The sequence below is a fragment of the Streptomyces sp. NPDC088252 genome, assembly GCF_044740965.1.
Taxonomy (GTDB): domain Bacteria; phylum Actinomycetota; class Actinomycetes; order Streptomycetales; family Streptomycetaceae; genus Streptomyces.
The window spans coordinates 27,759-48,750 of record NZ_JBIURS010000003.1 but is presented as its reverse complement, the minus strand read 5'-3'; the positions used below and the strand labels follow the sequence as shown (position 1 = coordinate 48,750).

Here is a 20,992-nt window from a genome sequence, read left to right as displayed (position 1 = left end):
CCGGTTGGGCCCGGGGGGGGGGTGGGTGCCGGTGGGGCCGTTGAGGGCGTCTGCGCCACCCCCGCCATTCCTCGTACCGGGGGGGGGGGCGGCGGGGGGGCCGGCGCCCGACTGTTTGCGCCGTATCGTTGAGTACGCCGCACCCCGTCACCGTTCGATGCAGTTCGATGCAGAGAGGCGCCGCGCAATGGTGCAGATCAAGACCCCCGAGCAGATCGCGAAGATGCGAGAGGCGGGGCTGGTGGTCGCTGCCATTCACGCGGCCACCCGCGAGGCGGCGGTGCCCGGCGCCACCACCCTGGACCTGGACCGCGTGGCCCGCAAGGTGATCGCCGATCACGGTGCGAAGTCGAACTTCCTCGGGTACGGCGGGTTCCCCGCCACCATCTGCACCTCGGTCAACGAGGTCGTCGTCCACGGCATCCCGGACGACAAGACCGTCCTCAAGGACGGCGACATCATCTCCATCGACGCCGGCGCGATCGTCGACGGCTGGCACGGCGACGCCGCGTACACGGCGTTCGTCGGCACCGGCCACGCTCCGGAGCTGATCGAGCTCTCCCGGGTGACCGAGGAGTCCATGTGGGCCGGCATCGCCGCGATGAAGGTGAACAACCGCCTCGTCGACGTCTCGAAGGCGATCGAGTCCTACATCCGCCGCCAGCCGCGTCCGGCCACCGGCAAGTACGGGATCATCGAGGACTACGGCGGCCACGGCATCGGCACCGAGATGCACATGGACCCGCACCTGCTGAACTACGTCTCCCGGAAGCGGGGCAAGGGCATCAAGCTCGTGCCCGGCGTCTGCCTGGCCATCGAGCCGATGGTCTCCCTCGGCACACCGCAGACCGAGGTGCTCCAGGACGACTGGACCGTGATCACCACGGACGGCACGTGGTCCTCCCACTGGGAGCACTCGATCGCCCTCACCGAGCAGGGCCCGCTGGTCCTGACCGCCCCCGACTGCGGCAAGGCGAAGCTGGCCCAGTACGGAATCGAGACGGCACCGGACCCTTCCCCGAGGTCTTGAGGACCAGGGGAGCCCCCATCGGCTCATCGCTCGGTCGGCGCGCGGAGTCCGGCAGACCTCATGGGCTGATTTGACCCCCTTGTGGAGGTCTAAGGATCTCCCGCGGTGGGCAAACTTGACGGATTCGTCTTTTGGGGTCCGCTGACGTAGACTGACGCGTCGGCTCTTGTGCATCCGTGTGTCCACATGTGATATCGAAAGTCGATCAAGGTAGCCGATTCGAAGGGCGAAGCGTGGCCAAGAAGCAAGGTGCCATCGAAATTGAGGGCACCGTGATCGAGTCCCTCCCGAACGCCATGTTCAAGGTGGAGCTCCAGAACGGTCACAAGGTCCTCGCGCACATCAGCGGCAAGATGCGGATGCACTACATCCGAATCCTTCCGGATGACCGGGTCGTCGTGGAGCTTTCTCCGTACGACCTGACGCGTGGCCGGATCGTCTACCGCTACAAGTAGATCTTGCCCGCACCCCGCCTCGGCGCGGTGATGGCACTGACCCGGAGAACCTGACATCCCATGAAGGTCAAGCCGAGCGTCAAGAAGATCTGCGACAAGTGCAAGGTGATCCGCCGTCACGGTCGGGTCATGGTCATCTGCGACAACCTGCGCCACAAGCAGCGCCAGGGCTGACGCACGACCCCCTGCATCTCGCAGTACTTCGCGCGACGCACGTAATACGTACATACGCAGAGTCCGTCCAAGCTTCGGCTGACGACACCTCCGGCGGGGGCCGGGGACCCGGGCGTACCACCTCTCCTCGTGAGAGGTCGGCGATCGGGAGCGGCACTGTGGAAGACCCCCGAAATAACAACTGGAGCCATTGAATGGCACGCGTTTCAGGTGTTGACATCCCGCGCGAAAAGCGCGTGGAGGTCGCCCTCACCTACGTCTTCGGTATCGGGCGCACCCGGTCCAAGGAGATTCTCGCCACCACTGGCGTGAACCCGAACACCCGCGTTCGTGACCTGGCCGAAGAGGACCTGGTCAAGATCCGCGAGTACGTGGACGCCAACCTCCGCACCGAGGGTGACCTCCGTCGCGAGATCCAGGCCGACATCCGCCGCAAGGTCGAGATCGGCTGCTACCAGGGCCTGCGTCACCGCCGCGGCCTGCCGGTGCACGGCCAGCGCACCAGCACGAACGCTCGTACCCGCAAGGGCCCGCGTCGCGCGATCGCCGGCAAGAAGAAGCCGGGCAAGAAGTAGTCCTCAGCGGACGCACTGCGGGTGTCCGGATCACCGGTCAGCCGCAGCAACCAGCGGTCTTCGCTGTAGGACCGATCACCTCCCCTCTCCATCTGGAGTCAAGACATGCCCCCCAAGGGACGTCAGGGCGCAGCCAAGAAGGTGCGTCGCAAGGAAAAGAAGAACGTTGCTCACGGCCACGCGCACATCAAGAGCACGTTCAACAACACGATCGTCTCGATCACGGACCCCTCGGGCAACGTGATCTCCTGGGCCTCCGCCGGCCATGTCGGCTTCAAGGGCTCGCGCAAGTCCACCCCCTTCGCCGCTCAGATGGCCGCCGAGTCGGCCGCCCGCCGCGCGCAGGAGCACGGCATGCGCAAGGTTGACGTCTTCGTCAAGGGTCCGGGCTCCGGCCGTGAGACCGCGATCCGTTCGCTCCAGGCCACCGGCCTGGAGGTGGGCTCGATCCAGGACGTCACCCCCACTCCGCACAACGGATGCCGGCCGCCCAAGCGCCGCCGCGTCTGATTCCGTCTGAAGCAACGGAGACAACTGGAAAATGGCGCGATACACCGGGGCCGACTGCAAGCGATGCCGTCGGGAGAAGCAGAAGCTGTTCCTCAAGGGCAGCAAGTGCGAGAGCGCGAAGTGCCCGATCGAGATCCGTCCTTACCCCCCGGGTGAGCACGGACGCGGGCGCACCAAGGACAGCGAGTACCTTCTTCAGCTTCGTGAGAAGCAGAAGTGCTCGCGGATCTACGGTGTTCTTGAGCGGCAGTTCGTGAACTACTACAAGGAAGCGAACCAGAAGACCGGCAAGACCGGTGAGAACCTTCTGCGCATCCTTGAGACCCGCCTCGACAACGTGGTCTACCGGGCAGGCTTCGCCAAGTCCCGCGACCACGCCCGTCAGCTGGTGCGTCACGGACACATCGCGGTGAACGGCACGAAGACCGACATTCCGTCGGCCCGCGTCGCCGTGAACGACGTGATCGAGGTTCGTCAGAAGTCCAAGGCCCTGACCCCCTTCCAGGTGGCCCAGGCCGAGGCCGGCGAGCGCACCGTTCCGGCGTGGCTCGAAGCCGTGCCGTCCACGATGCGGATCCTCGTGCACTCCCTGCCCGAGCGCCAGGTGATCGACACCCAGGTGCAGGAGCAGCTGATCGTCGAGCTCTACTCCAAGTAGTAGCTCGTGGGTCCGGGCGGTACGGCTCTTTCGGGTCGTGCCGCCCGTACCCTTGTCAGTATCTGGGGGCGTCAAATAGTGGGCGCCCACGACTGAAGGAACGCAACATGCTTATCGCTCAGCGTCCGTCGCTGACCGAAGAGGTCGTTGACGAGTTCCGCTCCCGGTTCGTCATCGAGCCGCTGGAGCCGGGCTTCGGCTACACCCTCGGCAACTCTCTCCGCCGTACGCTCCTCTCCTCGATCCCCGGTGCCGCTGTCACCAGCATCCGGATCGACGGTGTCCTGCACGAGTTCACCACCGTGCCGGGCGTCAAGGAGGACGTCACCGACCTCATCCTCAACATCAAGCAGCTGGTCGTCTCCTCGGAGCACGACGAGCCGGTCGTGATGTACCTGCGCAAGCAGGGCCCCGGCCTGGTCACCGCTGCTGACATCGCCCCGCCGGCCGGTGTCGAGGTCCACAACCCGGACCTGGTCCTGGCCACGCTGAACGGCAAGGGCAAGCTGGAGATGGAGCTGACCGTCGAGCGCGGTCGCGGCTACGTCTCCGCCGTCCAGAACAAGCAGGTGGGCCAGGAGATCGGCCGTATCCCGGTCGACTCCATCTACTCGCCGGTGCTCAAGGTCACGTACAAGGTCGAGGCGACCCGTGTCGAGCAGCGCACCGACTTCGACAAGCTGATCGTCGACGTCGAGACCAAGCAGGCCATGCGTCCGCGTGACGCCATGGCTTCGGCCGGTAAGACCCTGGTCGAGCTGTTCGGTCTGGCGCGTGAGCTCAACATCGACGCCGAGGGCATCGACATGGGCCCGTCCCCGACGGACGCCGCGCTCGCCGCCGATCTGGCGCTGCCGATCGAGGAGCTGGAGCTCACGGTCCGTTCGTACAACTGCCTCAAGCGTGAGGGCATCCACTCCGTGGGTGAGCTCGTGGCTCGTTCCGAGGCCGACCTGCTCGACATCCGCAACTTCGGTGCGAAGTCGATCGACGAGGTCAAGGCGAAGCTGGCCGGTATGGGCCTGGCGCTCAAGGACAGCCCGCCCGGATTCGACCCGACGGCCGCGGCCGACGCCTTCGGCGCCGACGACGACGCGGACGCCGGTTTCGTGGAGACCGAGCAGTACTAGTACGCCTCCGGCCGGGGCGCCCGGGTTCGCCGGGTGCCCCGGACCGGGTGAGGCTTTGTCCTCAAACGCCGGACGGGCTTGATTTTGGCTGATGACTGGCTTCATCTGCCGGATTGATGTCCCGATCGGCTCTTGATCTTCCGTGTGGCGTCCGCCGCGCGGGAACTGACACCGGTACCTGATACGGCCGGTGCAGCACACAAGGAGAAACACCATGCCGAAGCCCGCCAAGGGTGCCCGTCTGGGCGGCAGCGCCGCGCACGAGAAGCTTCTTCTCATCAACCTCGCGAAGTCGCTGTTCGAGCACGGCCGCATCACCACGACCGAGGCCAAGGCCCGCCGCCTGCGTCCGGTCGCCGAGCGTTTCATCACCAAGGCGAAGAAGGGCGACATCCACAACCGTCGCCTGGTGCTGCAGTCGATCACGGACAAGAGCGTCGTCCACACGCTCTTCACCGAGATCGCCCCGCGGTACGAGAACCGCCCCGGTGGTTACACCCGCATCACCAAGATCGGCAACCGTCGTGGCGACAACGCCCCGATGGCGGTCATCGAGCTGGTCGAGGCGCTGACCGTGGCCCAGCAGGCCACCGGTGAGGCCGAGGCCGCGACCAAGCGTGCGGTCAAGGAAGACGCCCTCAAGAAGGACGAGGCTCCGGCCGAGTCCGCCGAGGTCGTCGAGGACGCCAAGCCGGCCGAGGCCGAGGCGGAGTCCAAGGACGCCTGAGCGTTCTGAGACCACTGGGCGGGCCCGCATCACCCTTCGGGGCGGTGCGGGCCCGTTCCGTATGCACTGGAGACAAGGATCCTTGGGTGAGTGACGAAGTGGAGCCCGGCTTCGTGCGGGTGCGGCTGGACCTGGCGTACGACGGCAAGGACTTCTCCGGCTGGGCCAAGCAGACCTCCAGGCGGACCGTCCAGGGGGAGATCGAGGACGCGCTGCGGACCGTGACGCGGTCCTCGCGGACGTACGACCTGACCGTCGCCGGGCGCACGGACGCCGGGGTGCATGCCCGGGGCCAGGTCGCCCATGTCGATCTGCCGGACGAGGTGTGGGCCGAGCACGCGGACAAGCTGTTGCGGCGGATGGCCGGGCGGATGGCGCCCGACGTACGGATCTGGCGCATCGAACGGGCTCCGGCGGGGTTCAACGCCCGGTTCTCGGCGCTGTGGCGTCGGTACGCCTACCGTGTCGCCGACCGTCCCGGTGGGGTGGATCCGCTGTTGCGCGGTCATGTGCTGTGGCACGACCGGCCGTTGGACGTCGATGCCATGAACGAGGCGGCGGCCCGGATGACCGGGGAGCACGACTTCGCCGCGTACTGCAAGAAGCGGGAGGGCGCGACGACCATCCGTACGCTGCAGAAACTCAGCTGGGTCCGGGACGAGGCGTCCGGGATCATGACGGCGACCGTGCAGGCCGACGCGTTCTGCCACAACATGGTGCGGGCACTGATCGGCGCGGCGCTGTTCGTCGGCGACGGGCGCCGTCCGGCCGAGTGGCCCGCTCAGGTGCTGGCGGCACGGGTGCGGGATCCCGGGGTGCATGTGGTGCGACCCCACGGGCTGACGCTGGAGGAAGTGGCCTATCCGGCCGACGAGTTGTTGGCCGCCCGCTCCAGGGAGGCGCGTAATGTGCGCACCCTCCCCGGGGACGGCTGCTGCTGAGACCCCGGTGGGCGTGGTCCCCGCTCACTCCGGGGCTGTTGCGGCTCCGGCGTGCGCCCGGCGTCGCTGTCGCCAGGCCCCCGTCAGCCGGCCCGCCAGGAGCAGGGCCGCGAGCGTGGGCAGCGTCGCGCGGAGCGGGCCGATGTCCGGGGCCGACCAGGCGTGGACCGTGGCCGCGGTGAACAGCAGCAGGCCCAGGACGCGGAGCAGCCACCAACGCGGCGGGCGGGGTTCGTGGCTGTCCGGGGCCGACGGGTGTTCGCCGTCCTGGGTGGTCATCGTGGAGCGCATGCCGGACAGCAGGCCGCGGCGGGCGAGGACCCTGGCGTCGGGGAGGGTGTCGAGAACCTCCTGGCGGTCGCCGAAGCCCGGGGGCAGCGGGGGCAGGGACAGGGCCGCCAGAAGGTCCGACTGGTGGCGGGCCGGGTTGCCGGTGGAGCGGAGGATGTGGGTCAGTGGGCGGGGGTCCTTGACGGCGAAGGCGCGGGAGAGGGCTTCGGCCGTGGCGGTGACCACGGCGTGATCGGGGGCCGGGGACGCGGTGTTCCACTCGTGGGTGGCCAGGGGCCTGCCCTTGAGGAACAGGGTGAGCCCACAGCGTTCGGGTGTGCGGCGCAGGACCAGCGTGGGCCACTTCTCACCGGTGGTGAAGTTGTCCGCCGCCGTGGTCAGCGGGTCCTCCGTGGAGAGGACCGAGCGTTTGGCGGGCCGGGCCTCCGGGACGGCCTCGACGTAGGTGTGTGTGGCGGTCGCCGGGGCGGTGCGGAGCGAGACGCCGCACATCAGGGCCGCCTGCGCCACCTCGGCCGGGCGGGCGGCCGCTATCGCGACCGCGCACGGAGCGCCCGGTGTCCAGGCGGGGGCGGCTGCGGTGGCGGTACGGGACCGCGGGGGACGGCCGAAGAACGGGGTCCTGGTCGCCACGTGGACCCGGACGCCCGAGCGGGTGTCCAGGAACTCCTGGCGCGGGTCGTCGCCGAAGTACGCCCAGGGGAATCTGGTGGCGTGGACGCCGATGCTGCGGAAGACCTCCAGTGCCTCGTCCCAGCGCTCCGTGCGCAGCAGCATCAGGGCCAGGTGGTTACGGAAGCCCGCCGCCTCGCGGCTGCCCGGTCCGTACGCGGCGGAGAGGTCCAGGGCGCGGGTGATCGCCGCCGTGACGCGGGGCTCGTACGGGTCGGGACCGGCCGGTGCGGCCGGGGCGGCGATCACGTACTCCAGCGCCGCGGTCAGCGGCAGCGCGTGCAGCTTCGAACCGGGCGGGGCCGTGTCGGCCGCGCCCTCGGCGAAGCCGAACATCTCCTCGTGCGAGCCCGACCACTTCGCGCACCGGTACCGGAGCGCCTCGGCGTGGCATCCGTAGTGGTGCGGGTCGCGTGCCAGGGCCTGGGCCCAGTAGTCGTCGAAGACATGGCGCGGGGCCTGGCTGCCCCTGGCGTGGGTCAGGGCGACGCGCCACGGCACGGGGTCGGCGGGGTTGAGTCCGGCGGCCCTGCCGATCACCGGCGCCGCGTCCTCCAGCAGCGCGAAGAAGGCCTGGAACCGGTCGCGCGAGACATGCCTGGCGCGCTGTGCCGTACGCATCTCCCAGGCCCGGTCGATACAGAGGTCCGCCTTGATCAGGGCCGCGTCCGGGTCCTCGGGGGATCCGGCCAGCCAGGCGTCCAGCCAGCCGGGGTTGTGCAGGGCGGCCGCGGCGAGCCGGGACACGTAACCGTCCCGCAGCTCCCACTGGGCGTGCTCACGGGTCGCGGCGAGCAACTCGCGCGCGGGGCCGTGGTCGCCCTCGGTGGCCGAGGTCAGGGCGGCGCGGAGCGCGGCGTCCGGGGCTTCGAGGACCACGGCCTCGTCCGGGGGCAGGTCGGCGCCGATGGCCGCGCTGTGGCGCAGCACACGGGGAAGGGTGAGGAGGAACGGAAGGCGCACGGGATCCCCGGACCGTGTCAGCCGGCGGGTGCGGTGGCCGCCGCGGAGGCCTGGAGCTCGCCCCGGTACCGGATCTGACGGAACGTGAAGTTCGTCAGGTCGTCGCCGGTGGCGTAGACGTTCTTGTCCGCCGTGGTGACGTTCTTGCCGCTGGTGAACCCGCTGATGGCGAAGTAGGCGTAGCGGCCGTAGGAGTTGGCGGTACGGCGGCAGAACGATCCGGCGGGGCAGAAGGACGGCACGCCCGCGCCGCTCAGGGGCGCGACGCTGCCGCTGGACTGCTGGGCCGCCCTCTTGGCCTGTGCCTCCGTGCCGAAGACCGCGAGGCCGACGGTGACGGCGACGCCGTCCTTGCTGTACGTGGCCCGGATGACCTGGTCGCAGCCGTTGCTGGTGAGGATCGAGCCGAGCGCGCCCTTGGTGGTCGCGGCGCAGTTCTTCGTCTGCTGCGTCGCGCCCTTGACGTAGACGCGGTCGCCCATCGTCAGTTTCCTGCCGGGGAAGAACGCGTCGGCGGTGATCGGCGCCTTGTCCTTCCTGGCGTCGGATATGTAGTCCTTCGGGTCGGGCGGGGGCGGCGGTGCCACCGAGGAGAAGGACGGCTCGGGCTCGGCGGTGTCGTTCGGCAGGTCGGACGGTGCCGGGAGCTCGCTCGCGTGCTTGCCGGAGTTGGTGGAGCTGTTCTTGTTGGTCGAGATGACCGCGGTGGCCACGATCGCGCCGACCGCGGCGGTGGCGAGCACGCCTCCGCCGATCAGCAGCCACTTCTTGCGGCGGTTGCGCGCGGCGGACTCGTCGGCCAGCGCTGCCCAGTCCGGAGTCTGTGTGCCTCCGGGCCCCCAGGAGGGCCCCCCTTGCCCAAAGCTCATGCGGCGAATCCTAGACGCAACGTAAACCGGTTGGGCCAGGGCTTCGCGGCCCGTGACAATGCTGTGCATGGGACATCTTGAAGCGGGCCATCTGGAGTACTACCTACCGGACGGGCGGGTGCTGCTCGGCGATGCTTCGTTCCGGGTCGCGGACGGGGCGGTGGTCGCCCTCGTGGGGGCGAACGGCGCCGGGAAGACGACGCTGCTGAGACTGCTCGCCGGGGAGCTCCAGCCGCACGGCGGCTCCGTTTCGGTGAGCGGCGGGCTCGGGGTGATGCAGCAGTTCGTGGGCTCCGTGCGGGACGAGCGCACGGTCCGGGACCTGCTGGTCTCCGTCGCCCAGCCCCGCATCCGGGAGGCCGCCCTGGCCGTCGACGAGGCGGAGGAACTGATCCTCACCGTCGACGACGAGGCCGCGCAGATGAAGTACGCGCAGGCCCTGAGCGACTGGGCGGAGGCCCGCGGGTACGAGGCCGAGACCGTCTGGGACATGTGCACCACGGCCGCGCTCGGTGTCCCGTACGAGAAGGCGCAGTGGCGCGAGGTGCGCACACTGTCCGGCGGTGAGCAGAAGCGGCTGGTGCTGGAGGCGCTGCTGCGCGGGCCGGACGAGGTGCTGCTGCTCGACGAGCCGGACAACTACCTCGACGTTCCCGGAAAGCGGTGGCTGGAGGAGAGGCTGAAGGAGACCCGTAAGACGGTCCTCTTCGTCTCCCACGACCGGGAGCTGCTGTCCAGGGCGGCCGAGAAGATCGTCAGTGTCGAGCCGAGCCCGGCGGGCAGCGACGTGTGGGTGCACGGCGCCGGCTTCGACACGTACCACCAGGCTCGCAAGGACCGGTTCGCCCGGTTCGAGGAGCTTCTGCGGCGCTGGGAGGAGGAGCACGCCCGGCTGAAGGCGCTGGTCCACCGGCTGCGGCAGCAGGCGGCGATCAGCCCCGACATGGCGTCCCGCTACCGCGCGATGCAGACCCGCTTCAAGAAGTTCGAGGACGCCGGGCCCCCGCCGGAGCCGCCGCGCGAGCAGGACATCAGGATGCGGCTGCGCGGCGGGCGGACCGGTGTGCGGGCGGTGACCTGCAAGGGCCTGGAGCTCACCGGGCTGATGAAACCCTTCGACCTGGAGATCTTCTACGGGGAGCGGGTGGCCGTCCTGGGCTCGAACGGTTCGGGGAAGTCGCACTTCCTGCGGCTGCTCGCGGGCGAGCCGGTGGCGCACAAGGGGGAGTGGAAGCTCGGGGCGCGCGTCGTACCGGGTCACTTCGCCCAGACGCATGCCCATCCCGAGCTGCTGGGCCACACACTCGTCGAGATCCTGTGGACCGAGCACGCCAAGGACCGGGGCGGGGCGATGTCCGTGCTGCGGCGCTACGAGCTGGAGCGGCAGGGCGACCAGCCGTTCGAGAAGCTGTCCGGCGGGCAGCAGGCGCGGTTCCAGATCCTGCTCCTGGAGCTGGCCGGCACGACCGCGCTGCTGCTGGACGAGCCGACGGACAACCTGGACCTGGAGTCGGCGGAGGCCCTGCAGGACGGGCTGGAGGCGTACGAGGGGACGGTGATGGCCGTCACGCACGACCGGTGGTTCGCGAAGTCCTTCGACCGGTACCTCGTGTTCGGCTCGGACGGTGTCGTGCGCGAGACGACGGAGCCCGTGTGGGACGAGCGGAGGGTGGAGCGGGTGCGGTAGGGCGGGGCGCCCGAGCCGGCGCTCACCCGTCCGGGTGAGCGCTCCGTGAAGGGCCCGCACGTCCGAGGCCGCGTCCCTAGCGTGGCCGCATGGTCGGCTCATCACACGAGGCGATGCACCGGATTCTTCCGCTCGGAGACGTCTGAGCGGCTGCGTGCCGAGGGGCGTGCCGAGGACATCCTGCGGATTCTTTCCAAGCGGGGGATCGCGGTGTCGGAGCAGGTGCGTGAGCGGGTCGTCTCGTGTTCCGATCCGGACGTGCCGGGCGAGTGGCTGGACCGGTCGTTGACGGCCGAGGTCGCCGAGGACCTGTTCGTGGCGACGAAGGCCTGATCCCGGGGCGCCTGAACCCCGGGCTCCCAGGTTCCCGAAACCCCGGCAGGGCCGGGGCTCGGGGGCTGTTTTGACCCGCGCGGGGGAGCGACGGTATTCTTCTGGTTTGTTATGCGTATTGGCTTGGTCGTTCTCACGCGAGGGGCCCTTACGCCGGTCCACCGGGCCGATGACCAGCGGCAGGTACTCGGGTTGCGTCCCCGCAGCGCCGCCAAGGCTGGTGTGATCGTCCGGGTGGCCTTGTCAGGACTCACTCACTGAAGAAGCGAAGGCTACGACCGTGCGTACGTACAGCCCCAAGCCCGGCGATGTGACGCGCCAGTGGCACATCATCGACGCGCAGGACATCGTCCTGGGCCGTCTGGCCACCACGGCTGCGAACCTCCTCCGCGGCAAGCACAAGGCGATTTACGCCCCCCACATGGACATGGGCGACTTCGTCATCATCATCAACGCCGAGAAGGTTCACCTCTCCGGCAACAAGAAGACCCAGAAGATGGCGTACCGCCACTCCGGGTTCCCGGGTGGTCTCCGCTCCGTCCGCTACGACGAGCTGCTCGACAAGAACCCCGAGAAGGCTGTCGAGAAGGCCATCAAGGGCATGATCCCCAAGAACAGCCTGGGCCGTCAGATGCTCTCGAAGCTCAAGGTCTACGCGGGCGACCAGCACCCGCACGCTGCTCAGCAGCCGGTCCCGTTCGAGATCACCCAGGTCGCGCAGTAGTTCCGGCCTCCCCCTAAGACCAAAAGAAAGATCTGAGGAGAATCGTGGCCGAGACCACTGTTGAGAACCCCGTCGAGGGCGTCGAGGGCGAAGAGGTTTTCGCCGAGGTGACCACCTTCGAGTCCGAGGTTCCCGTCGAGGGCGAGTACACCAGCGAGTCGCTGGCGTCCCGCTTCGGCGACCCGCAGCCCGCCGCCGGCCTTGGCCGTCGGAAGAACGCCATCGCCCGCGTCCGGATCGTTCCGGGCACCGGCAAGTGGAAGATCAACGGGCGCACCCTTGAGGACTACTTCCCCAACAAGGTGCACCAGCAGGAAGTCAACGAGCCCTTCAAGGTGCTTGAGCTCGACAACCGCTACGACGTCATCGCCCGCATCTCGGGCGGCGGCGTCTCGGGTCAGGCCGGTGCCCTGCGCCTCGGCGTGGCCCGTGCGCTGAACGAGGCGGACGTCGACAACAACCGCCCGACGCTGAAGAAGGCCGGCTTCCTCTCCCGCGACGACCGTGCGGTCGAGCGCAAGAAGGCCGGTCTCAAGAAGGCCCGTAAGGCTCCGCAGTACAGCAAGCGCTAAACCGCCTGCTCATCTGCTTTACACGTTCGCCCCGGCGGCACACCTCGTGCTTGCCGGGGCGTTCGTTTATCGGCGCGCTCGGGCGTATAACGGCATAAGACGTTCATAGGCCTGTATACACAGCGTCGCGTTGTGTTGCTTTGGTTTGGTTTGCGGTTTCGGAGCATCTTCGGAGGACACCAGTGGGACGACTCTTCGGCACGGACGGTGTGCGCGGTGTCGCCAACGCGGACCTGACGGCTGAGCTCGCGCTCGGCCTGTCGGTCGCTGCGGCGCATGTGCTCGCCGAGGCGGGCACCTTTGAGGGGCATCGGCCGACAGCCGTGGTGGGGCGTGACCCACGTGCGTCCGGAGAGTTCCTGGAGGCCGCCGTCGTGGCAGGCCTCGCCAGTGCGGGCGTGGACGTCCTGCGGGTCGGTGTGCTGCCCACCCCCGCGGTGGCGCACCTCACCGGCGCGCTGGGCGCCGATCTCGGAGTGATGCTCTCCGCCAGCCACAACGCCATGCCGGACAACGGTGTCAAGTTCTTCGCCCGCGGCGGCCACAAGCTCGCCGACGAGCTGGAGGACCGGATCGAGACGGTCTACGAGCAGCACCGCACCGGTGAGCCCTGGACGCGTCCGACGGGCGCCGGGGTCGGCCGGGTCACCGACTACGCCGAGGGCTTCGACCGCTACGTCGCCCACCTCGTCGCCGTCCTCCCGAACCGGCTCGACGGTCTGAAGGTCGTCCTCGACGAGGCGCACGGCGCCGCCGCCCGGGTCTCGCCCGAGGCGTTCACGCGAGCGGGTGCCGAGGTCGTCACGATCGGTGCCGAGCCGGACGGTCTGAACATCAACGACGGCTGCGGCTCCACCCACCTGGACCTCCTGAAGGCCGCCGTGGTCGAGCACGGCGCCGACCTCGGCATCGCACACGACGGCGACGCCGACCGCTGCCTCGCCGTGGACGCCACGGGCGAGGAGGTCGACGGAGACCAGATCCTGGCCGTGCTCGCCCTCGCCATGCGCGAGGCCGGGCACCTGCGCAAGGACACCGTGGTCGGCACGGTCATGTCCAACCTCGGCTTCAAGATCGCGATGGAGCGGGAGGGCATTCAGCTCGTCCAGACCGCCGTCGGCGACCGTTACGTACTGGAGTCGATGAAGGCCGAGGGCTACGCGCTGGGCGGCGAGCAGTCCGGCCATGTCATCGTCCTGGATCACGCCACGACCGGCGACGGCACGCTGACCGGCCTGCTGCTGGCGGCCCGCGTCGCCGCGACCGGCCGTACGCTCGCCGAGCTGGCCGGGGTCATGCAGCGCCTGCCGCAGCTGCTGATCAACGTCCCCGATGTCGACAAGTCCCGGGTGGACACCTCTCCGGAGCTGGCCGCGGCGGTCGCCGAGGCCGAGCGCGAGCTGGGCTCCACCGGGCGCGTACTGCTGCGCCAGTCGGGTACGGAGCCGCTGGTACGGGTCATGGTCGAGGCGGCCGACATCGAACAGGCACGCGCCGTCGCCGAGCGGCTGGCCGACGTGGTGAAGTCCGCGCTCGGCTAAGGCCTCTCGTTTCGATCCTGCCGGGCTCCGGGCGAGCCCGGCAGGATCCGAGCGAAAGCCCCTGGGGCCTCTCCGGTGGAGCACGGCCGAGGCCGGTGCGCCCTGTCCGGCCCCGATCCGGCGGCGGGACACCCGTCCGTCCGCCGACCGGGCCCGCCGGTGCCGACCGGTTCGCCCGTGTCGTCCGCGCTACCCGCCCGACGAGCGCGTCACCTGGCCCGTCCGGCGGCGGTGCGCCGCCCACAGGGCCTTCTGGAGCAGCAGCGTCAGCGTCCCCGCGACCACGATTCCGCCGAGGTTCGCCAGCAGCTGGGCCGCCGAGCCCCACATCTGGCCGTAGTCGGTGTAGCTGAACGCCACCGCCGCGTTGGCCGCCGCCGGCACCGTCGTCACGGAGATCGCGACCCCGATCAGCGCCCCGGACTTCGCCGAGGTGAGCGAGAGCGTTCCGGCGATCCCGGCCAGGAACGCCACCACGAACGACAGTGGGTCCGGTTTCCAGATGAACGAGGTATTGGGACGGTCCGCCTCGACCATCGCGCGGGTGAACAGCCCGAAGGCATCCATCAGCCAGGCGAACCCGGCGGTCAGTATCATCGCGACGGCGAAGCCGCCGATCAGCGCCACCAACGACCGCCACACCAGCCGCGGGGCGCGCTGCACCAGGGCCGTGGAGATCCCGGCCAGCGGCCCGAACTCCGGACCGACCGCCATGGCGCCCACGATCAGGATCGCGTTGTCGAGCATCACACCGCAGGCCGCGAGCATCGTCGCGACCGCGAGGAACGACACGTAGGTGACGCTGAAGGTCGACTCCTCATGGGTCGCCTCCGTCAGCTCCTCCCACAGCACCGCGTCCGCGCCCTCGCCCGGCGCCGCCGCCTCCGCCTCGTCGGCGTGCGCGGAGAGTGTCAGGTCCATGTTCTCGACGGTGATCGAACCCGACTTGTCGATGCCGAGGCCGCGCAGTGCGGAGATCAGCTCGTCGCCCGCCTCACGGGCCACGTCGCACAGCACCACGTCGCCCGCCGGGTTCCGGGCGACCCCGGACATCACCACGAGATGCGTCGTCCCGACGGTGGTCTCCACCAGGTGCACCACCTCGTCCGTACGGTCGGCGGGGACGATCAGGCGCAGGTGCAGCACGCGGACACTCCTGGAGGGCTCGACGTCTCGGAGCCTGTCGGGCTCTCAGAGCTTGCGCAGGGACAGCCGCTGGACCTTGTGGTCCGGACCCTTGCGCAGTACCAGGGTGGCACGGCCCCGGGTGGGCGCGACATTCTCCACCAGGTTGGGTTTGTTGATGGTCCGCCACATCGTCGCCGCGTACTCCATGGCCTCCTCCTCGGAGACCTGGGTGTACTTGCGGAAGTACGAGAACGGGTTCTGGAACGCCGTCTCGCGCAGCCTCCGGAACCGGTTGAGATACCAGGCCTCGATGTCCTCGGTGCGCGCGTCCACGTACACGCTGAAGTCGAAGTAGTCGGCAAGCCCGACCCTGGTCCGTCCGTCCTTGCCGGGCAGCGCGGGCTGGAGCACGTTCAGCCCCTCGACGATCAGGATGTCGGGGCGGCGCACGGTGAGCCGCTCGCCCGGCACGATGTCGTAGATCAGATGCGAGTAGACGGGCGCCGTCACTTCGTCCTTGCCGGCCTTGATGTCGGCGACGAAACGCGTCAGCGCCCGGCGGTCGTACGACTCGGGGAACCCCTTGCGCGACATCAGCCCGCGCGCCTTCAGCTCGTTCATCGGCAGCAGGAAGCCGTCCGTGGTGACGAGTTCCACCCGGGGATGTTCGGGCCAGCGGGCCAGCAGCGCCTGGAGGATGCGGGCACTGGTGGACTTGCCGACCGCGACACTGCCCGCGACCCCTATGACGAACGGGGTGCCGCGCTGCGCCCCGTGGCCGTTGCCCGCGTCCCCGAGGAAGGTGTTCAGGGCGCCGCGCAGGCCCGAGGTGGCCTGGACATAGAGGTTGAGCAGCCGGGAGAGCGGCAGATAGACGTCCCGGACCTCGTCGAGGTCGATCACGTCCCCGAGCCCGCGCAACTGCTCCACCTCGTCGGCGGTCAGCGGCAACGGCGTCTTGTCGCGCAGGGCGCTCCACTCGGCGCGCGACAGATCGACGTACGGCGTCGCCGCGTGCTCGGCACGGCGGTGGGTGCTTCGTGGCGGCGAAGTGATCACATGTTCATTGTTGCGGGAGTTCGAACGGAGCGGGGGGTGGGCTCGGTCACGTGGGGTACGGCGGGCGGGAGGCGGGGCCCGGTGTCCGCACCCCTGTGGCGGACACCGGACCCGGTTCCCGGACACGCTCCCACGTCCGTGCTCGGCTCCCGGCTCGCAGGCCCCGTTCCCGGTTCCCGGGTTCGAGCTCCCGGTCGTGTCAGGGCTTCTCGCCCTTGGCGTCGACGACGGCGGCCTCGACCCGGGCTTCGCTCAGCGTGATCTGACCGGCCTTGAATTTCTCCGGCGGCAGTTTGAGCCGGAACGTGTAGTCCTCGGTGACCACGAACCGCTGTCCGGCGTAACCGAAGGTGGTCGGGTCGATGAGGATCTCGCGTTGCTGGTGCGTGCCGTCCTCCTCCCGGGTGATGGCGATGACCTCGCGCCCGGCCGCGTCCTTCACCAGGTGGTCGGTGACGCGTACCCCGGGGACGGTGGCCAGCGCCCGGTAGACGCGGGCGAGGGCACGGGGCGTGATCGGGTAGGCCTCGATGATCAGCCCCATCGCGCGGAAGCTGTGCACGGCCTCGGGCTCGGGCAGGCTCTCGGGGGGGTGGCCCGTCGGATAGAACGAACGGACCTTCGCCAGGAGACGGGCCGGATCGTCGGGCAGTTCGTCGGCGGCGCGGTAGACCTGGCGGGACGTGCGGTAGTCGTCGTCCTTCCCGTTCCTGGCCGCGGCGGAGTTGTCGTACAGGACCCAGTTGTCGGAGTCGTGCGAGAAGCTGCCCTCGGGCAGGTTGTCCGGCCGGGCCATCACCGTCTTCGTGTAGATCCACTGGTCGTCGCGCGGTTCCGGGGCGGCCCGCTGCTTCTCCAGTGCGTCGGCGGCCCGGTTCAGCACCTCGGCGGGGCTGTCCAGCCGCAGGGTGCCGGTCGTCGAGGCGGGTCCGGAGCGGTCGGGGGCGGCGGCGTCGACGAGCTGGGTGCCGAGCACGGCCGCCACGGTGATCGCCGCTGCCGCGCCGAACGCGGCGACCCGCCAGTCTGCCTTCAGTCGGCGGGCACGGCGGCCCGAGGCGATGGTCTCTGTGAGTCGCAGCCGGCCCGGGGCGAGTGCGGAACGGTCGGGAACAGGCGCGTCCGCGCGCAGCTCCCGCAGCCGGGTCATTTCGTCCATGACGGGGTCAGCTCCATGACGTCGGGCGTGAACGAGGGATCCATGCACAGCGCCTCACGTACCTTGCGGCGGGCGCGATTGAGTCGGGACCGCACGGTGCCGAGAGGGATGCCGAGCGCCTCGGCGACCTCCTGGTATCCGAGGTCGGCCCACGCGACGAGCAGCAGCACATGACGGTCGCCGGGAGACAGCGCGGCGAGTGCCCCGGCCAGCGGCCCCTGCGCGGAGATCCGGTCGTCGCAGCGGTCGCTCCAGGAAGCGGCCACCGGGTCCTGCCCGGTACGGGCCAGGGCTCGCAGAGCCCTCTCCTCGCCACGCCGTTGCTTGCCGATGAGGTTCGCGGCGATGCCGTACAGCCAGGGGCGGGCGCTGCGGCGCGTGCGGTCGTAACGACGCCGGGAGCGGAACGCGATGAGGAAGGTCTCCGCCGTGATGTCGTCCGCCGCGCCCTCCCCGAGGCGGCGGACGGCATAGCGGTGGATGTCGGGCGCGTGGCGGTCGTAGAGCCCGGCGAAGATCTCGGGCTCCTCCAGCGACTGCGCGACGAGCTCGGCGTCGTCGTCGGGACTGGCCGGCGGTCCGGTCACATCGGCTCCTGTGGACTCGGTGGGTGAGCGTGTCACCCCTTGTTCCCCGCAGGGCACGGAAAGGTTCGCACGTGACGCGGTGCCCGGGTCCGGGGCGCGAGGGAACCGGCCGCCCGTGGCTACTCCAGGAGCGACAGCCCGCTCTCGCAGTCGCGGCAGTTTCCGGGGGTGGGGGAGCGGAAGGCGCGGTCGCAGTGGTTGCAGTTCTGGAGCGGGATGGGCTGGTAGGTGGGGATGGTCGGCGGCGGGAGGAGGTGGGTGAGGCGGTGGCGGAGGAGTTTGGCGGGGTGTTTGAGGGGGTGGGGGAGGTTGGTGGTGAGTGCGTGGCGGAGGGCGGTGGGTGTGGAGCCGCGTTCGAACCAGGTGGCGACGGCGGGGGCGAGGGTGTGGATGTCCCGTTCGGCCAGGGCGAGTTGGGGTGTACTGCGGTGGAGGCCGGTGAGGAGGGCGAGGGCGGCGTGGTGGCGTCGGGGGAGAGGGGTGTCCGGTTGGGGGAGCGGTGGGAGTGGGGGCTTGGGTGCGGTGGGGGCGGGGACGTGGCGTGGCTGCTCGGGTCGCAGGGGTACGGGGGCTGCGGACACCAGGGCCGGGGCCGGAGTCGGAGCAGGGTGGGTGGGCTTGGGGCGCCGTTCGGGCACGGGGACGGGGTGGGCCTTGCTGGAGCCCGGCTGGTTGTAGGAGCAGGTGCGGGTGATGACGCGGCCGTCGGGGAGGCGTTCGCGGGTGCGTTTGAGGTAGCCGTGGGCTTCCAGTTCGCGTAGTGCGGCGGCGATGCGGGCTTCGCTTTCCGGGAAGCGCTCGGTGAGGGTTTTGATCCCGACCCCCGCCCCGGTGGGCAGCGACTGGATGTGGGTGGCGAGGCCGATCGCGAGGAGGGAGAGCTCGCGGTGCTGGGCGAGGTGGTTGCCGACCACGGTGAAGCGGCTGGTGTGGCGGGAGTTGATGTGCATGACACCGGACGACGGCGTGGCTTGCCCGGAAACGGGGGACGGGGCGCGCGGGGGCGCGCTAACCTGCTGGGTATCCATCGGGAAGCTCTTCTCTTCCTCGCTGGTCAGGCCCTCGATCGGGATTGCGAGTCCCGGCCGGGGGCCGACGCATGTCTGGGGTTGCGAGGGCGAGCATATGCCTGCCAACCGGACGGAAAGCCAGTCGAGTTGGTGATCTCACCCGTGTGGGTGACGGGGCCTCGCGTGTGCTCCTGGGTGAGGCCGGGGTAGGAGTCGGGGTTGGGTTGGGAGGGTTCTTTCTCTCCAAAGCCTTGAAAGCCTTTTACGTCGGGGCCCGCCAGGTCGCGGTTCACCGGGACGTGGCCCACCGGGTCGCGACTGTCACGATCCGGTGAGGGCTACCTCCGCCCAGACGGTCTTGCGTGGGAAGGGGCCGACCTGCACGCCCCACTGGATGGCGATCGCCTCGACGAGCAACAGCCCGCGCCCCGCCTCGGAGTCGTCGTTCCGCTCCGGGAGGCGGGGCAGCGTGTCCCCGCGAGGGTCGGCGACCTCGACACGGAGCGTGTCCCCGGTGACGGTCAGCATGATGCGGAAGTCCCGCCCCGGCACGTACCCGTGCAGCGCGGCGTTGGAGGCCAACTCGGCGATGACATGCCCGGCGTCGTCCAGTGGCAGCCCCCAGGACCGGAGTTGCTCGGTCGCGAGGAGCCTGGCGAGTCGGGCACCCCGACGGGTGGCGGAGAGCTGCACGGCGAACTGTCCGCTGCGGGCACGCGGTTGGGTGATTTTGTGGTTCACGTCACTCAGCGTGGCTGGAGATGCCTACTCTGAACAGCAATGACGTGCGTACGGACAGTGACTGTCCAGTGGTTGTACGGGTCTGTCCATCCGGTACGGCGTCCAACGCGAAACGGTGCGGGCACGGGTGGAGGCGGGTGTCGTATGGCGGGCGAGGGCAACCGGGGCAACGGAGACAACACGGCGGACGGACCTGACTGGGAGTTCGACGTCGAGGACGACTCGGGCGCGGTGATCGCGGCGGTCGGCCGGCAGATCCGGTTGTGGCGTGAGGCGGCCGGCCTGCGTGCGGCGGACCTGGGCGCTGCGATCGGCTACGGGGAGAACCAGGTCTACAAGGTGGAGGCCGGGAAACGCATTCCCAAGCCGGAGTTCCTGGACAAGGCGGACAAGGCCCTGGGCGCGGGCGGCAGGATCGCCGCGATGAAGCAGGACGTGGCGGAGGCGCGATACCCGAAGAAGGTTCGTGACCTGGCGAAGCTGGAGGCGGGCGTGGTCGAGATGGGCGCGTATGCCGGTGATGTCGTCGAAGGCCTCTTGCAGACTGAGGAGTACGCCCGTGCTCTGTACAAGGAGCGGCGCCCTGCGTACACGGAGGATCAAGTGGACCGCCTGGTGGCTGCGCGCATGGCCCGCCAGTCGCTCTTTGAGAGATGCCCCGCCCCACTGCTGACGTTCGTCCAGGAAGAGGCCACGCTGAGGCGGCCGACCGGAGGCAGAATGGTGTTGCGCAGGCAGCTCGAACACCTGCTAGAACTAAGTGCGTTGAGGCATGTCGAGATCCAGGTCATGCCGACAAACACTGAGGAGCATGCGGGGCTGGCCGGCTCGCATCGAGTGCTTAAGCTGAGTGACGGCACGGCTGTGGGACACAACGAGGTTCAGCTCACCAGTCGACTGATCACCGATCCCAAGGAAGTTCAGATCCTTGAGATGCGTTACGGCCTGGTCCGAGCCCAGGCGCTGACGCCTCGGCTCTCAAGGACCTTCATCGAGAAACTGCTGGGAGAGACATGAGTGCCAAGCCCTCCGCCGGAGACACCTCCGGGCTGACGTGGTTCAAGAGCAGCTACAGCACGAACGACGGCCCGGCATGTGTCGAGGTAGCGGCGGCCGCAAGCACGATCCACGTACGCGACTCCAAGAACATCCCCGGCCCGCACCTCGGCTTCGCGCCGTGCGCCTGGGCGGAGTTCGTCACGTACGCCTCCGGCAACTGACCACCGCACCCACACCCGTGCCCGCCCCGTTCCCGGTTGTCAGGGGAGCGGGGCGGGCCTCCGTTCATGGAGGGAACGTCCGGGCGGCGTCCGAAGGCACAACGTCCCCGGCCCGCACCTCGGCTTCGCGCGGGCTGCCGCGATGTTCCGATCGGCTGCGATGCCACAGGCGAGTGCGCCCGGGGGCTTGCCGACGAGGAGGCGACAGGTGAAGGCCATCAGTTCCTGAAGCAGGA

Annotated in this window: 24 protein-coding genes; 16 read left to right on the top strand and 8 right to left on the bottom strand. The window is 69.4% G+C overall.

Translation table 11 applies throughout. The features are described 5' to 3' along the window. Positions 1–187: 187 nt before the first annotated feature. The 9 genes from map to truA all read left to right on the top strand — a co-directional run bounded on the left by map (position 188) and on the right by truA (position 6,200). Positions 188–1,030: a type I methionyl aminopeptidase gene (gene map, locus ACIOHC_RS07105; protein ID WP_365690034.1), complete on the top strand. Its 843-nt coding sequence runs from the start codon at positions 188–190 to the stop codon at positions 1,028–1,030. A 233-nt stretch (positions 1,031–1,263) separates the two neighbouring features. Next, a complete protein-coding gene (gene infA, locus ACIOHC_RS07100; RefSeq protein ID WP_003956442.1) occupies positions 1,264–1,485 on the top strand; it encodes a translation initiation factor IF-1 in 222 nt (73 codons plus the stop codon). A 60-nt stretch (positions 1,486–1,545) separates the two neighbouring features. Next, positions 1,546–1,659: a 50S ribosomal protein L36 gene (gene rpmJ / locus ACIOHC_RS07095; protein WP_003956441.1), complete on the top strand. Its 114-nt coding sequence runs from the start codon at positions 1,546–1,548 to the stop codon at positions 1,657–1,659. 194 nt (positions 1,660–1,853) lie between these two features. Beyond that, positions 1,854–2,234 carry a 30S ribosomal protein S13 gene (gene rpsM / locus ACIOHC_RS07090; RefSeq protein WP_018519286.1) on the top strand — a complete coding sequence of 127 codons (381 nt, stop codon included), beginning with the start codon at positions 1,854–1,856 and terminating at the stop codon, positions 2,232–2,234. Between the two features lie 105 nt (positions 2,235–2,339). Next, positions 2,340–2,744 carry a 30S ribosomal protein S11 gene (gene rpsK, locus ACIOHC_RS07085; RefSeq protein WP_003956432.1) on the top strand — a complete coding sequence of 135 codons (405 nt, stop codon included), beginning with the start codon at positions 2,340–2,342 and terminating at the stop codon, positions 2,742–2,744. Between the two features lie 31 nt (positions 2,745–2,775). Continuing rightward, positions 2,776–3,402, top strand: coding sequence for a 30S ribosomal protein S4 (gene rpsD / locus ACIOHC_RS07080; RefSeq protein WP_093897256.1), 627 nt, complete (start codon positions 2,776–2,778; stop codon positions 3,400–3,402). Positions 3,403–3,509: 107 nt separating this feature from the next. Continuing rightward, on the top strand, positions 3,510–4,532 hold the full coding sequence (locus ACIOHC_RS07075; protein ID WP_003966937.1) for a DNA-directed RNA polymerase subunit alpha: 1,023 nt from the start codon (positions 3,510–3,512) through the stop codon (positions 4,530–4,532). A 214-nt stretch (positions 4,533–4,746) separates the two neighbouring features. Beyond that, the gene (gene rplQ, locus ACIOHC_RS07070) at positions 4,747–5,259 is read left to right on the top strand and encodes a 50S ribosomal protein L17 (protein WP_365690033.1); all 513 of its coding nucleotides are present in this window, start codon (positions 4,747–4,749) and stop codon (positions 5,257–5,259) included. A gap of 86 nt (positions 5,260–5,345) precedes the next feature. Then, a complete protein-coding gene (truA, locus tag ACIOHC_RS07065) occupies positions 5,346–6,200 on the top strand; it encodes a tRNA pseudouridine(38-40) synthase TruA (protein WP_351078017.1) in 855 nt (284 codons plus the stop codon). 24 nt (positions 6,201–6,224) lie between these two features. On the opposite strand, the gene ACIOHC_RS07060 is transcribed toward truA, so the two are convergent. Both ACIOHC_RS07060 and ACIOHC_RS07055 read right to left on the bottom strand, forming a co-directional pair. Continuing rightward, the gene (locus ACIOHC_RS07060) at positions 6,225–8,126 is read right to left on the bottom strand and encodes a hypothetical protein (RefSeq protein ID WP_401841819.1); all 1,902 of its coding nucleotides are present in this window, start codon (positions 8,124–8,126) and stop codon (positions 6,225–6,227) included. Between the two features lie 17 nt (positions 8,127–8,143). After that, positions 8,144–8,995, bottom strand: coding sequence for a hypothetical protein (locus tag ACIOHC_RS07055; protein WP_401841816.1), 852 nt, complete (start codon positions 8,993–8,995; stop codon positions 8,144–8,146). 58 nt (positions 8,996–9,053) lie between these two features. On the opposite strand from ACIOHC_RS07055, the gene ACIOHC_RS07050 reads away from it, so the two are divergent. The 5 genes from ACIOHC_RS07050 to glmM all read left to right on the top strand — a co-directional run bounded on the left by ACIOHC_RS07050 (position 9,054) and on the right by glmM (position 13,852). Beyond that, a complete protein-coding gene (locus ACIOHC_RS07050) occupies positions 9,054–10,682 on the top strand; it encodes an ATP-binding cassette domain-containing protein (protein WP_351078084.1) in 1,629 nt (542 codons plus the stop codon). Positions 10,683–10,763: 81 nt separating this feature from the next. Further along, positions 10,764–11,015: a hypothetical protein gene (locus ACIOHC_RS07045; RefSeq protein WP_401841813.1), complete on the top strand. Its 252-nt coding sequence runs from the start codon at positions 10,764–10,766 to the stop codon at positions 11,013–11,015. A gap of 280 nt (positions 11,016–11,295) precedes the next feature. After that, on the top strand, positions 11,296–11,739 hold the full coding sequence (gene rplM / locus ACIOHC_RS07040; protein ID WP_351078008.1) for a 50S ribosomal protein L13: 444 nt from the start codon (positions 11,296–11,298) through the stop codon (positions 11,737–11,739). Between the two features lie 44 nt (positions 11,740–11,783). Beyond that, positions 11,784–12,311, top strand: coding sequence for a 30S ribosomal protein S9 (gene rpsI, locus ACIOHC_RS07035; RefSeq protein WP_351078005.1), 528 nt, complete (start codon positions 11,784–11,786; stop codon positions 12,309–12,311). 182 nt (positions 12,312–12,493) lie between these two features. After that, positions 12,494–13,852 carry a phosphoglucosamine mutase gene (gene glmM / locus ACIOHC_RS07030; RefSeq protein ID WP_351078003.1) on the top strand — a complete coding sequence of 453 codons (1,359 nt, stop codon included), beginning with the start codon at positions 12,494–12,496 and terminating at the stop codon, positions 13,850–13,852. A 189-nt stretch (positions 13,853–14,041) separates the two neighbouring features. Here the strand turns inward: glmM and ACIOHC_RS07025 are convergent, their stop codons facing one another. From ACIOHC_RS07025 to ACIOHC_RS07000, 6 genes are all read right to left on the bottom strand, one after another. Then, positions 14,042–14,998: a DUF389 domain-containing protein gene (locus ACIOHC_RS07025; RefSeq protein WP_351078000.1), complete on the bottom strand. Its 957-nt coding sequence runs from the start codon at positions 14,996–14,998 to the stop codon at positions 14,042–14,044. A 45-nt stretch (positions 14,999–15,043) separates the two neighbouring features. Then, positions 15,044–16,039 carry a type I pantothenate kinase gene (coaA, locus tag ACIOHC_RS07020; protein WP_401841810.1) on the bottom strand — a complete coding sequence of 332 codons (996 nt, stop codon included), beginning with the start codon at positions 16,037–16,039 and terminating at the stop codon, positions 15,044–15,046. 199 nt (positions 16,040–16,238) lie between these two features. Continuing rightward, a complete protein-coding gene (locus ACIOHC_RS07015; protein ID WP_365690031.1) occupies positions 16,239–17,198 on the bottom strand; it encodes a CU044_5270 family protein in 960 nt (319 codons plus the stop codon). Then, a complete protein-coding gene (locus ACIOHC_RS07010; RefSeq protein ID WP_351077991.1) occupies positions 17,186–17,785 on the bottom strand; it encodes an RNA polymerase sigma factor in 600 nt (199 codons plus the stop codon). The genes ACIOHC_RS07015 and ACIOHC_RS07010 overlap by 13 nt, the downstream gene beginning before the upstream one ends. Before the next feature lie 119 nt (positions 17,786–17,904). Then, the gene (locus ACIOHC_RS07005) at positions 17,905–18,813 is read right to left on the bottom strand and encodes a helix-turn-helix domain-containing protein (RefSeq protein ID WP_401841807.1); all 909 of its coding nucleotides are present in this window, start codon (positions 18,811–18,813) and stop codon (positions 17,905–17,907) included. Between the two features lie 303 nt (positions 18,814–19,116). Further along, entirely contained in the window at positions 19,117–19,536 is a 420-nt protein-coding gene (locus ACIOHC_RS07000) for an ATP-binding protein (protein WP_401841805.1), read from the bottom strand. A gap of 144 nt (positions 19,537–19,680) precedes the next feature. On the opposite strand from ACIOHC_RS07000, the gene ACIOHC_RS06995 reads away from it, so the two are divergent. Further along, the gene (locus ACIOHC_RS06995; RefSeq protein ID WP_401841802.1) at positions 19,681–20,553 is read left to right on the top strand and encodes a helix-turn-helix domain-containing protein; all 873 of its coding nucleotides are present in this window, start codon (positions 19,681–19,683) and stop codon (positions 20,551–20,553) included. Beyond that, positions 20,550–20,756: a DUF397 domain-containing protein gene (locus ACIOHC_RS06990; RefSeq protein WP_401841801.1), complete on the top strand. Its 207-nt coding sequence runs from the start codon at positions 20,550–20,552 to the stop codon at positions 20,754–20,756. The genes ACIOHC_RS06995 and ACIOHC_RS06990 overlap by 4 nt, the downstream gene beginning before the upstream one ends. Positions 20,757–20,992 lie beyond the last annotated feature (236 nt).

Coding starts and splice junctions, on each gene's coding strand:
- map (WP_365690034.1), top strand. CDS start 188: ATGGTGCAGATCAAGACCCCCGAGCAGATCGCGAAGATGCGAGAGGCG.
- rpmJ (WP_003956441.1), top strand. CDS start 1,546: ATGAAGGTCAAGCCGAGCGTCAAGAAGATCTGCGACAAGTGCAAGGTG.
- rpsM (WP_018519286.1), top strand. CDS start 1,854: ATGGCACGCGTTTCAGGTGTTGACATCCCGCGCGAAAAGCGCGTGGAG.
- rpsK (WP_003956432.1), top strand. CDS start 2,340: ATGCCCCCCAAGGGACGTCAGGGCGCAGCCAAGAAGGTGCGTCGCAAG.
- rpsD (WP_093897256.1), top strand. CDS start 2,776: ATGGCGCGATACACCGGGGCCGACTGCAAGCGATGCCGTCGGGAGAAG.
- ACIOHC_RS07075 (WP_003966937.1), top strand. CDS start 3,510: ATGCTTATCGCTCAGCGTCCGTCGCTGACCGAAGAGGTCGTTGACGAG.
- rplQ (WP_365690033.1), top strand. CDS start 4,747: ATGCCGAAGCCCGCCAAGGGTGCCCGTCTGGGCGGCAGCGCCGCGCAC.
- ACIOHC_RS07055 (WP_401841816.1), bottom strand. CDS start 8,995: ATGAGCTTTGGGCAAGGGGGGCCCTCCTGGGGGCCCGGAGGCACACAG.
- ACIOHC_RS07050 (WP_351078084.1), top strand. CDS start 9,054: ATGCTGTGCATGGGACATCTTGAAGCGGGCCATCTGGAGTACTACCTA.
- ACIOHC_RS07015 (WP_365690031.1), bottom strand. CDS start 17,198: ATGGACGAAATGACCCGGCTGCGGGAGCTGCGCGCGGACGCGCCTGTT.
- ACIOHC_RS07005 (WP_401841807.1), bottom strand. CDS start 18,813: ATGGATACCCAGCAGGTTAGCGCGCCCCCGCGCGCCCCGTCCCCCGTT.
- ACIOHC_RS06995 (WP_401841802.1), top strand. CDS start 19,681: ATGGCGGGCGAGGGCAACCGGGGCAACGGAGACAACACGGCGGACGGA.
- ACIOHC_RS06990 (WP_401841801.1), top strand. CDS start 20,550: ATGAGTGCCAAGCCCTCCGCCGGAGACACCTCCGGGCTGACGTGGTTC.